The following is an 11,128-nucleotide window of genomic DNA, read 5'->3' as shown; positions in this document are numbered from 1 at the left end:
TATGTTTCTTAGCGTCATTACTGTCGCTTTTCGTAATTACGAAGGGGTGGTAAAAACCTGGCGCTCGCTGCGCAACCTGGCGCGCGATCCAAGCCTCACCTTTGAGTGGATTGTGGTCGACGGCGGCTCGAACGATGGCACGGCGGAGTTTCTGGAAAAACTCAACGGTGAGTTCAACTTACGCTACATCAGCGAGAAAGATAAAGGCATCTACGATGCGATGAATAAAGGCATCAACATGGCGCAAGGCCGTTATGCCATCTTCCTGAACTCGGGCGACATTTTCCATGATGACGTGGCGCTGTTTGCCCGTCAGCTGGCTCGCCAGAAAGAGGACGCCATGTATATTGGCGATGCGCTGCTCGATTTTGGCGACGGACATAAAGTGTGCCGCAGCGCGAAGCCAGGCTGGTATATCTACCACAGCCTGCCGGCCAGCCATCAGGCCATTTTCTTCCCGGTAAAAGGTCTGAAAAAACAGCCTTACGATTTGCAGTATAAAGTGTCTTCCGATTATGCGCTGGCAGCCAGCCTGTATAAATCAGGTTACCCGTTCCGTCGAATTAAAGGGCTGGTGTCTGAATTCTCCATGGGCGGCGTGTCAACGTCTAATAATCTGGAATTGTGCCAGGATGCCAAAAACGTGCAGCGTAAAATATTACGCGTGCCGGGGTTCTGGGCGGAATTGTCCTATTTATTACGCCTGCGTACCACAGGCAAAACGAAAACCTTATATAACAAAGCCTGAATATAAGGAAACGCAATGCAGGATTTAAAAGGTTTCTCCGTGCCGAAAGGTTTTCGGGGCGGGAACGGTATTAAGGTACAGCTGTGGTGGGCCGTTCAGGCAACGTTATTTGCCTGGTCGCCGCAAATAATGTACCGCTGGCGAGCTTTTTTATTGCGCCTGTTTGGCGCAAAAATCGGAAAAAACGTAGTCATCCGACCTTCTGTGAAAATTACCTATCCGTGGAAATTAACGCTTGGGGATTACGCATGGGTTGGGGATGACGCGGTGTTATATACCCTGGGCGAAATTACGATTGGCGCAAATTCGGTGGTTTCACAGAAATGTTATTTGTGCACCGGCAGCCACGATTTTATGAGTCAGCATTTTGATATTACCGCTTCGCCTGTTGTGATTGGCGAAAAATGCTGGCTGGCAACGGATGTTTTTGTTGCACCGGGTGTTTCTGTTGGCGATGGCACGGTAGTCGGTGCCCGCAGCAGCGTTTTTAAATCGCTACCGGCAAATAAAATTTGCCGTGGCAACCCCGCAGTGGTGATACGCGAACGCGTTGAAACGAAGAGCCTTGTTAAGTAGGCGTAATCGTTGCAGGCAGTTTGAACGCGGACTGCGCGGAGAAACCGGAACGTACTTAGGTACGTGAGGATTTCGAGCACAGCCCACGTTCAAAATGACAAAAAAGATAGCCTACTTAACGGCTCTGATTAAATTCATAAGTAGAGGAATAAAACATGTCTAAAGTCGCTCTCATCACCGGCGTTACCGGGCAGGATGGTTCTTACCTGGCAGAGTTCCTGCTGGAAAAAGGGTATGAAGTACACGGTATTAAACGTCGTGCATCTTCTTTCAACACCGAACGTGTGGATCATATTTATCAGGATCCTCACGCGGCGAACCCGAAATTCCATCTGCACTACGGCGACCTGACCGATACCTCCAACCTGACCCGTATCCTGCAGGAAGTACAGCCGGATGAAGTCTACAACCTGGGCGCGATGAGCCACGTAGCGGTCTCCTTCGAATCCCCGGAATACACCGCCGACGTTGATGCCATGGGTACGCTGCGTCTGCTGGAAGCAATCCGCTTCCTCGGCCTTGAGAAGAAAACTCGCTTCTACCAGGCATCCACCTCCGAGCTGTACGGCCTGGTGCAGGAAATCCCACAGAAAGAGACCACGCCGTTCTACCCGCGCTCTCCGTATGCGGTAGCAAAACTGTACGCCTACTGGATCACCGTGAACTACCGTGAATCCTACGGCATGTACGCCTGTAACGGCATCCTGTTCAACCACGAATCTCCGCGTCGCGGCGAAACCTTCGTGACCCGCAAAATCACCCGCGCTATCGCCAACATCGCGCAGGGTCTGGAGTCTTGCCTGCACCTCGGCAACATGGATTCCCTGCGTGACTGGGGCCATGCCAAAGACTACGTGAAAATGCAGTGGATGATGCTGCAGCAGGAACAGCCAGAAGACTTCGTGATTGCAACCGGCGTGCAGTACTCCGTACGTCAGTTCGTTGAAATGGCCGCGGCACAGCTGGGCATCAAGCTGCGCTTCGAAGGTACCGGCGTGGAAGAGAAAGGTATCGTGGTTTCCGTGACCGGCCACGACGCTCCGGGCGTGAAGCCAGGCGACGTGATTGTCCAGGTTGACCCGCGCTACTTCCGTCCTGCTGAAGTGGAAACCCTGCTGGGCGACCCAACCAAAGCGCACGAGAAGCTGGGCTGGAAACCAGAAATCACCCTGCAGGAAATGGTTTCCGAGATGGTAGCTAAAGATCTTGAAGCAGCGAAAAAACACTCCCTGCTCAAGTCTCATGGCTACGAGGTTGCCATCGCGCTGGAGTCCTGAGAATGACAAAACAACGTATTTTTGTCGCCGGTCATCGCGGAATGGTGGGTTCCGCGATTGTTCGCCAGCTGGAGCAGCGCGGTGACGTGGAAGTGGTTGTCCGCACGCGCGACGAGCTGAACCTGCTCGACAGCCGCGCGGTACAGGACTTCTTTGCTAACGAACGCATTGACCAGGTGTATCTGGCGGCGGCGAAGGTGGGCGGCATTGTCGCTAACAACACCTACCCGGCGGATTTCATCTACGAAAACATGATGATCGAGAGCAACATCATTCACGCGGCGCATCTGCACAACGTGAATAAGCTGCTGTTCCTCGGATCGTCCTGTATTTACCCGAAAATGGCGAAACAGCCGATCGCCGAAAGCGAACTGCTGCAGGGCACGCTTGAAGCAACCAACGAGCCGTACGCGATTGCCAAGATTGCCGGGATCAAGCTGTGCGAGTCCTACAACCGTCAGTACAACCGCGACTATCGTTCGGTGATGCCGACCAACCTGTACGGACCGCACGACAACTTCCACCCGAGCAACTCGCACGTGATCCCGGCGCTGCTGCGCCGCTTCCACGAGGCGACCGCCGAGAACGCGCCGGACGTGGTGGTGTGGGGCAGCGGTACGCCGATGCGTGAATTCCTGCACGTGGACGACATGGCTGCCGCCAGCATTCACGTGATGGAGCTGGATCGCGAGGTGTGGCAGGAGAACACCGAGCCGATGCTGTCGCACATCAACGTCGGTACCGGCGTGGACTGCACCATTCGCGAGCTGGCGCAAACCATCGCGCAGGTGGTGGGCTACAAAGGCCGCGTGGTGTTTGACGCGACGAAACCGGACGGCACGCCGCGCAAGCTGCTGGACGTGACCCGTCTGCATCAGCTGGGGTGGTATCACGAGGTGTCACTGGAGCAGGGGCTGGCCAGTACCTACCAGTGGTTCCTGGAAAACCAGCACCGCTTCCGGGGGTAACGATGTTTTTAAGTCAGGAAGATTTTGCCACGGTAGTGCGTTCGACTCCGCTCATCTCAATTGATTTGATCGTGGAGAACGAACGCGGCGAGTTCTTGCTGGGGAAACGAACCAACCGTCCTGCACAGGGCTTCTGGTTCGTGCCCGGCGGGCGCGTGCAGAAGGATGAGCGGCTCAGCGATGCGTTTGAGCGTCTCACTCTGGCGGAACTGGGCCTGCAGCTGCCGATGGCAGCGGGCCAGTTTTACGGGGTCTGGCAGCACTTCTATGACGATAACTTTTCAGGCACCGGGTTCACCACGCACTACATCGTGCTGGGATTCCGCCTGAAGGTGAGTGAGGCAGACCTGCGTCTGCCTGATTCTCAGCATGACGACTACCGCTGGCAGACGCCAGAGGCGCTGCTTGCCAGCGACAATGTGCATGACAACAGTCGTGCCTATTTCCTGGCTGAACGTCAGGCCGAGGTGCCGGGCATATGAAGATCCTCGTATACGGAATCAACTACTCGCCGGAATTAACCGGCATCGGGAAATACACCGGCGAGATGGTCGAGTGGATGGCGAGCCAGGGACATGACGTGCGGGTCATCACCGCGCCGCCGTACTACCCGGAGTGGAAAGTCGGGGAGCGCTACTCAAGCTGGCGCTACCGTCGCGAAGAGGGTGCAGCGACCGTCTGGCGCTGCCCGCTGTATGTGCCTAAGCAGCCCTCGACGCTGAAGCGGTTAATTCATCTGGGCAGCTTTGCCCTGAGCAGTTTCTTCCCGCTGATGGCGCAGCGTCGCTGGAAGCCGGATTGCATCATCGGCGTGGTGCCGACGCTGTTTTGCACGCCGGGCATGCGCCTGCTGGGCAAACTCTCCGGCGCGCGCACCCTGCTGCACATTCAGGATTATGAAGTTGACGCCATGCTGGGCCTGGGGATGGCAGGCAAAAGCAAGGGCGGCAAGGTGGCGAAGCTCGCCAGCGCGTTTGAGCGCAGCGGCCTGCACAACGTGGATTACGTCTCGACTATCTCGCGCTCGATGATGAACAAGGCGCAGGAAAAGGGCGTTCCGGCAGAGAAGGTGATCTTCTTCCCGAACTGGTCCGAAGTGGCGCGTTTTCGCGATGTAACTGAGCAAGACGCTCAGGCCCTGCGCGCGCAGCTCGGTTTGCCTGAAGATCAAAAAATCATTCTTTACTCAGGCAACATCGGCGAAAAGCAGGGGCTGGAAAGCGTGATTGAAGCGGCCCAGCTGCTGAGTGAACATCCGTGGACGTTTGTGATTGTCGGGCAGGGCGGTGGAAAGGCGCGGCTGGAAAAAATGGCCGGGGAACGCGGCCTGACCAACGTGAAATTTTTCCCGCTTCAGTCTTACGAGGCATTGCCTGCGCTGCTGAAGATGGGCGACTGCCATCTGGTGGTCCAAAAACGCGGCGCCGCGGACGCGGTGCTGCCGTCCAAGCTGACCAACATTCTGGCAGTGGGCGGTAACGCGGTGATCACGGCAGAAGCCGAAACAGAATTAGGCCAGCTGTGCGACAGCTATCCGGGTATTGCCGTGTGCGTGGAGCCGGAATCGGTCCCGGCGCTGGTAACCGGAATTGAGAAGGCACTTGCCATGCCAAAAGTGAACACGGTGGCACGTGAATATGCCGAACGCACGCTCGAGAAAGAGAACGTGCTGAGCCAATTTATTGCAGATATACGGGGATAAATCATGAGTCAAACCACTTTGTATCCGGTTGTGATGGCTGGTGGCTCTGGTAGCCGGTTGTGGCCGCTGTCCCGCGTGCTCTATCCAAAACAGTTCCTCTGCCTGAAAGGGGATCTCACCATGCTGCAGACGACGGTAAACCGTCTGCACGGCGTGGAGTGTGAAAGCCCGGTGGTGATTTGTAACGAACAGCACCGCTTTATTGTTGCCGAGCAGCTGCGCCAGCTGAATAAGCTCACCGAAAACATCATCCTGGAGCCTGCCGGACGCAATACCGCGCCCGCGATCGCCCTGGCGGCGCTGGCGGCAAAACGCAGCAGCCCTGACTGTGACCCGCTGATGCTGGTCCTGGCGGCAGACCACGTTATCCAGCAGGAAGACGCGTTCCGCGACGCGGTGCGTGCGGCGATCCCTTACGCCGAGAGCGGCAAGCTGGTGACCTTCGGCATCGTGCCGGATCTGCCGGAAACCGGCTATGGCTATATTCGTCGCGGCAGCGTGACGCCGGGTGAAGGCGACAGCGTGGCGTTTGACGTGGCGCAGTTTGTTGAAAAACCGAATCTGGAAACCGCGCAGGCGTATGTCGCCAGCGGTGAGTATTACTGGAACAGCGGGATGTTCCTGTTCCGCGCCGGACGCTATCTGGAAGAGCTGCGCAAATACCGCCCGGATATTCTTGACGCCTGCGAGAAAGCGATGGCGGTGGTGGACCCGGATCTCGACTTCATCCGCGTGGATGAAGAGTCGTTCCTCGCCTGCCCGGAAGAGTCCATTGACTATGCGGTGATGGAACGTACGGCGGACGCCGTCGTGGTACCGATGGATGCGGGCTGGAGCGATGTCGGCTCCTGGTCCTCCCTGTGGGAGATCAGCGCCCATACCCCGGAGGGTAACGTCCACCACGGCGATGTTATTAGCCACAAAACGGAAAACAGCTACGTCTACGCCGAATCCGGCCTGGTGACCACGGTCGGGGTGAAGGATCTGGTGGTTGTCCAGACCAAGGACGCCGTGCTGATTGCCGACCGTAACGCCGTGCAGGACGTTAAAAAAGTGGTGGAGCAGATCAAGGCCGATGGCCGTCACGAGCACCATATTCACCGCGAAGTCTACCGTCCGTGGGGGAAATATGACTCCATTGACTCCGGTGACCGCTACCAGGTGAAACGCATCACCGTGAAGCCGGGCGAGGGGCTGTCGGTGCAGATGCACCATCACCGCGCCGAGCACTGGGTGGTGGTTGCGGGTACCGCTAAAGTCACCATCGACGGTGAAGTCAAACTGCTGGGTGAAAACGAGTCCATTTATATTCCGCTGGGGGCGACGCACTGCCTGGAGAACCCGGGGAAAATTCCTCTCGACTTAATTGAGGTGCGCTCCGGCTCGTATCTGGAAGAGGACGATATCGTGCGCTTCCAGGACCGCTACGGGCGGGTATAGCACTCTGCATTATGCCCGGTGGCGCTGCGCTTACCGGGCCTGCGAATGACAAAAAAATCAATTTGGCCATTACGTGGTCAGGGCCGACTGTTGCCTGAAAAAGGGGTCATCATGGAAAAATTAACCTGTTTTAAAGCCTACGATATTCGCGGCAAGCTGGGCGAAGAGCTGAATGAAGATATCGCGTGGCGCATTGGCCGCGCGTACGGCGAATATTTAAAACCGCAGACCATCGTGCTGGGCGGCGACGTGCGTCTGACCAGTGAATCCCTCAAGCTGGCCCTGGCGAAAGGGCTGCAGGACGCGGGCGTGGACGTGCTGGATATCGGCCTTTCCGGGACCGAGGAGATTTACTTTGCCACCTTCCACCTGGGCGTGGACGGCGGTATCGAAGTGACGGCCAGCCACAACCCGATGGACTACAACGGGATGAAGCTGGTGCGCAAGGGCGCCCGTCCTATCAGCGGCGACACCGGCCTGCGTGACGTGCAGCGCCTGGCGGAAGCCAACGACTTCCCGCCGGTAAACGACGCGAAGCGCGGCAGCTACAAAAAAATCAACCTGCAGAAAGAGTACATCGACCACCTGCTGGGCTACATCAACGTAGCGAACCTCAAGCCGCTGAAGCTGGTCATCAACTCCGGTAACGGCGCGGCCGGCCCGGTGGTAGACGCGCTGGAAGCCCGCTTTAAGGCGCTGAACGTGCCGGTGACCTTCGTCAAGGTACACAACACCCCGGACGGCAACTTCCCGAACGGTATTCCTAACCCGCTGCTGCCGGAGTGCCGCGACGACACCCGCAACGCGGTGATTGAGCACGGCGCGGACATGGGCATCGCCTTTGACGGTGACTTCGACCGCTGCTTCCTGTTCGACGAGAAAGGGCAGTTCATTGAGGGCTACTACATTGTCGGCCTGCTGGCGGAAGCGTTCCTTGAGAAAAACCCGGGCGCGAAAATCATCCATGACCCGCGCCTTTCCTGGAACACCGTCGACGTGGTCTCCGCGGCGGGCGGCACGCCGGTGATGTCCAAAACCGGCCACGCCTTCATCAAAGAGCGTATGCGCGAAGAAGACGCCATCTACGGCGGCGAGATGAGCGCCCACCACTACTTCCGTGATTTTGCCTACTGCGACAGCGGGATGATCCCGTGGCTGCTGGTGACCGAGCTGCTGTGCCTGAAGGGGCAGACGCTGGGCGAGCTGGTGCGCGACCGCATGGCGGCGTTCCCGGCGAGCGGGGAGATCAACAGCAAGCTGGCGCAGCCGGCCGAGGCCATTGCCCGCGTGGAGCAGCACTTTGCGATCCACGCGCTGGAAATTGACCGTACGGACGGGATCAGCATGGCGTTCCCGCAGTGGCGCTTCAACCTGCGCTCGTCCAACACCGAGCCGGTGGTGCGCCTGAACGTGGAGTCCCGTGCTGACACGGCGCTGATGGAAGCCCGAACGAAGGACATTCTGGCGCTGTTGAATCAGTAACAATTGCCCCTCCCTGCGGGAGGGGGAACCGAATACAGGAACAACGATGACGAATCTAAAAAAACGCGAACGAGCGAGAACGAATGCATCGTTAATCTCTATGGTGCAGCGTTTTTCTGATATCACCATCATGGTCGGTGGATTGTGGGCGGTGTGTCGGATCGGCGGGCTGCCGTTCTTATATATGCATCTGCTGATGGCACTCATTGCGCTGGTCGTGTTTCAGATGATCGGCGGGATGACCGATTTCTACCGCTCGTGGCGCGGCGTGAAAATGACCACCGAACTGATGCTGTTGCTGCAGAACTGGACCCTGAGCCTGATCTTCAGCGCAGGCCTGGTGGCCTTCAGCCATGATTTTGATAATCGCCTCGTCACCTATCTCTGCTGGTATTTGATCACCAGCGTCGGCATGGTGGTGTGCCGTTCCCTGATCCGTTTCGGCGCGGGCTGGCTGCGTAACCGCGGTTATAATCGTCGCTTCGTTGCGGTAGCGGGCGATCTGCCGGTTGGTAAGGTTCTGCTCGACAGCTTCCGCAAAGAGCCGTGGTTAGGGTTTGAAGTGGTCGGGATTTACCACGACGCGAAGCCGGGCGGCGTGCCGTCGGACTGGGCGGGCAATTACGAACAGCTTATTGAAGACGCGAAAGCCGGTAAAATTCACAACGTCTACATCGCCATGCAGATGAGAGACGAATCCCGCATTAAACAACTGATGCGCGAGCTGGCGGACACCACCTGTTCGGTGATCCTGATCCCGGACGTCTTTACCTTCAACATCCTCCATTCACGCATTGAAGAAGTGAACGGCGTGCCGGTCGTACCGCTGTACGACACCCCGCTGTCGGGCATTAACCGCGTGCTGAAGCGCGCGGAAGATATCGTGCTCTCTTCGCTGATTTTACTGCTCATCTCCCCGGTGCTGTGCTGCATTGCCCTCGCGGTGAAGCTGAGCTCTCCCGGCCCGGTTATCTTCCGCCAGACCCGCTACGGTATGGACGGTAAGCCGATTATGGTGTGGAAATTCCGCTCCATGAAGGTGATGGAAAACGACAAGGTGGTGACCCAGGCAACGCAGAACGATCCGCGCGTCACCCGCGTGGGGAACTTCCTGCGCCGCACCTCGCTGGATGAACTGCCGCAGTTTATCAACGTCTTCACCGGCGGCATGTCGATTGTTGGCCCGCGTCCCCACGCGGTGGCGCACAACGAGCAGTACCGCTCGCTGATTGAAGGCTACATGCTGCGCCATAAGGTGAAGCCGGGCATTACCGGCTGGGCGCAGATCAACGGCTGGCGCGGCGAAACCGACACGCTGGAAAAAATGGAAAAACGTATCGAATTCGATCTGGAGTACATCCGTGAATGGAGTATCTGGTTCGATATCAAGATTGTTTTTCTGACCATCTTCAAAGGTTTCGTGAACAAAGCGGCGTACTAAGATGAGCTTACGTGAAAAAACCATCAGCGGGGCGAAGTGGTCAGCGATGGCGACCATCGTCATCATTGGCCTCGGTCTGGTGCAGATGACCGTGCTGGCGCGCATTATTGATAATCACCAGTTCGGCCTGCTGACCGTCTCGCTGGTGATTATCGCGCTGGCCGATACGCTGTCTGATTTTGGTATCGCCAACTCGATTATCCAGCGCAAAGAGATCAGCCATCTTGAGCTGACTACGCTCTACTGGCTGAACGTGGGGCTGGGAATTTTCGTGTTCGTGCTGGTGTTCCTGCTGAGCGACACCATCGCCAGCGTGCTGCACAACCCGGATCTGGCTCCGCTGATGCGCACGCTGTCGTTTGCTTTCGTGGTGATCCCGCACGGGCAGCAGTTCCGCGCGCTGATGCAGAAAGAGCTGGAGTTCAACAAGATCGGCATGATCGAGACCAGCGCGGTGCTGGCGGGCTTTACCTTCACCGTGGTGAGCGCCCATTTCTGGCCGCTGGCGATGACCGCTATCCTCGGATACCTGGTTAACTCAGCCGTGCGCACGCTGCTGTTCGGCTACTTTGGCCGCAAGATTTACCGTCCCGGACTGCATTTCTCTCTCGCGTCCGTTTCGTCCAACCTGCGCTTTGGCGCGTGGCTGACGGCGGACAGCATCATCAACTATGTGAATACCAACCTGTCGACGCTGGTGCTGGCGCGTATTCTTGGCGCGAGCGTGGCGGGGGGCTACAACCTGGCCTACAACGTCGCGGTGGTGCCGCCGATGAAGCTGAACCCGATCATCACCCGCGTCCTGTTCCCGGCGTTCGCCAAGATTCAGGACGACACCGAGAAGCTGCGCGTTAACTTCTACAAGCTGCTTTCCGTGGTGGGGATCATCAACTTCCCGGTGCTGCTTGGGCTGATGGTGGTTTCCAGCAACTTCGTGCCGCTGGTGTTTGGCGAGAAGTGGAACGGCATCATCCCGATCCTGCAGCTGCTGTGCGTGGTGGGGCTTCTGCGCTCCGTGGGGAATCCGATTGGTTCCCTGCTGATGGCAAAAGCGCGCGTCGACATTAGCTTTAAGTTCAACGTGTTCAAAACTTTCCTGTTTATTCCGGCGATTATCGTCGGCGGGCATATGGCGGGCGCCATCGGCGTCACGCTGGGCTTCCTGCTGGTGCAGATAATCAATACCGTTCTGAGCTACTTCATCATGATCAAGCCGGTGCTGGGCTCCAGCTACCGTCAGTACATCCTGAGCCTGTGGCTGCCGTTCTATCTCTCGTTGCCGACCCTGGCGGTGAGCTACGGCCTGGGCATCATCCTCAGCGGTCACCTGCCGCTGGCCGCGCTGCTGGCGGTACAGGTTGCCGCGGGCGCGCTGGCATTTGGCGTGATGATTGTGCTGTCACGCAATGCGCTGGTGGTGGAGATGAAGCGCCAGTTTTGCCGTAACGAAAAAATGAAAACGCTGCTTCGCGCAGGCTAGTTATTTAAGAGGCC

General features: G+C 57.5%; 10 protein-coding genes. All 10 read left to right on the top strand.

Going from position 1 to position 11,128, the window contains the following annotated elements; all coding sequences use genetic code 11:
* The first annotated feature begins 1 nt into the window (after position 1).
* The 10 genes from wcaE (at position 2) to wzxC (ending at position 11,114) form a co-directional block, all read left to right on the top strand.
* Complete coding sequence (gene wcaE, locus NI40_RS14650; RefSeq protein WP_039263104.1) at positions 2-748, top strand: colanic acid biosynthesis glycosyltransferase WcaE; 747 nt, start codon at positions 2-4, stop codon at positions 746-748.
* A 15-nt stretch (positions 749-763) separates the two neighbouring features.
* Entirely contained in the window at positions 764-1,324 is a 561-nt protein-coding gene (gene wcaF, locus NI40_RS14645) for a colanic acid biosynthesis acetyltransferase WcaF (RefSeq protein WP_033145979.1), read from the top strand.
* A 155-nt stretch (positions 1,325-1,479) separates the two neighbouring features.
* Positions 1,480-2,601 carry a GDP-mannose 4,6-dehydratase gene (gmd, locus tag NI40_RS14640; protein ID WP_014884502.1) on the top strand — a complete coding sequence of 374 codons (1,122 nt, stop codon included), beginning with the start codon at positions 1,480-1,482 and terminating at the stop codon, positions 2,599-2,601.
* 2 nt (positions 2,602-2,603) lie between these two features.
* Positions 2,604-3,569 (top strand): GDP-L-fucose synthase, encoded by a 966-nt coding sequence (fcl, locus tag NI40_RS14635; protein ID WP_013097874.1) that lies wholly within the window; start codon positions 2,604-2,606, stop codon positions 3,567-3,569.
* 2 nt (positions 3,570-3,571) lie between these two features.
* Entirely contained in the window at positions 3,572-4,051 is a 480-nt protein-coding gene (locus tag NI40_RS14630) for a GDP-mannose mannosyl hydrolase (protein ID WP_039263102.1), read from the top strand.
* Positions 4,048-5,271: a colanic acid biosynthesis fucosyltransferase WcaI gene (gene wcaI / locus NI40_RS14625; protein WP_039263101.1), complete on the top strand. Its 1,224-nt coding sequence runs from the start codon at positions 4,048-4,050 to the stop codon at positions 5,269-5,271. The genes NI40_RS14630 and wcaI overlap by 4 nt, the downstream gene beginning before the upstream one ends.
* Before the next feature lie 3 nt (positions 5,272-5,274).
* A complete protein-coding gene (gene cpsB, locus NI40_RS14620; RefSeq protein ID WP_039263099.1) occupies positions 5,275-6,711 on the top strand; it encodes a mannose-1-phosphate guanyltransferase in 1,437 nt (478 codons plus the stop codon).
* A 111-nt stretch (positions 6,712-6,822) separates the two neighbouring features.
* The gene (gene cpsG / locus NI40_RS14615) at positions 6,823-8,193 is read left to right on the top strand and encodes a colanic acid biosynthesis phosphomannomutase CpsG (protein WP_023312395.1); all 1,371 of its coding nucleotides are present in this window, start codon (positions 6,823-6,825) and stop codon (positions 8,191-8,193) included.
* A 46-nt stretch (positions 8,194-8,239) separates the two neighbouring features.
* Positions 8,240-9,634 carry an undecaprenyl-phosphate glucose phosphotransferase gene (gene wcaJ / locus NI40_RS14610; protein WP_033145973.1) on the top strand — a complete coding sequence of 465 codons (1,395 nt, stop codon included), beginning with the start codon at positions 8,240-8,242 and terminating at the stop codon, positions 9,632-9,634.
* A 1-nt stretch (position 9,635) separates the two neighbouring features.
* A complete protein-coding gene (wzxC, locus tag NI40_RS14605; RefSeq protein WP_039262643.1) occupies positions 9,636-11,114 on the top strand; it encodes a colanic acid undecaprenyl disphosphate flippase WzxC in 1,479 nt (492 codons plus the stop codon).
* The last annotated feature ends 14 nt before the right edge of the window (positions 11,115-11,128 follow it).

The organism is Enterobacter sp. E20 (assembly GCF_000801755.2).
Taxonomy (GTDB): domain Bacteria; phylum Pseudomonadota; class Gammaproteobacteria; order Enterobacterales; family Enterobacteriaceae; genus Enterobacter; species Enterobacter asburiae_B.
The sequence above is the reverse complement of the archived record's forward strand: the minus strand, read 5'-3'. Positions and strand labels throughout refer to the sequence as shown.

Coding starts and splice junctions, on each gene's coding strand:
- wcaE (WP_039263104.1), top strand. CDS start 2: ATGTTTCTTAGCGTCATTACTGTCGCTTTTCGTAATTACGAAGGGGTG.
- wcaF (WP_033145979.1), top strand. CDS start 764: ATGCAGGATTTAAAAGGTTTCTCCGTGCCGAAAGGTTTTCGGGGCGGG.
- gmd (WP_014884502.1), top strand. CDS start 1,480: ATGTCTAAAGTCGCTCTCATCACCGGCGTTACCGGGCAGGATGGTTCT.
- fcl (WP_013097874.1), top strand. CDS start 2,604: ATGACAAAACAACGTATTTTTGTCGCCGGTCATCGCGGAATGGTGGGT.
- NI40_RS14630 (WP_039263102.1), top strand. CDS start 3,572: ATGTTTTTAAGTCAGGAAGATTTTGCCACGGTAGTGCGTTCGACTCCG.
- wcaI (WP_039263101.1), top strand. CDS start 4,048: ATGAAGATCCTCGTATACGGAATCAACTACTCGCCGGAATTAACCGGC.
- cpsB (WP_039263099.1), top strand. CDS start 5,275: ATGAGTCAAACCACTTTGTATCCGGTTGTGATGGCTGGTGGCTCTGGT.
- cpsG (WP_023312395.1), top strand. CDS start 6,823: ATGGAAAAATTAACCTGTTTTAAAGCCTACGATATTCGCGGCAAGCTG.
- wcaJ (WP_033145973.1), top strand. CDS start 8,240: ATGACGAATCTAAAAAAACGCGAACGAGCGAGAACGAATGCATCGTTA.
- wzxC (WP_039262643.1), top strand. CDS start 9,636: ATGAGCTTACGTGAAAAAACCATCAGCGGGGCGAAGTGGTCAGCGATG.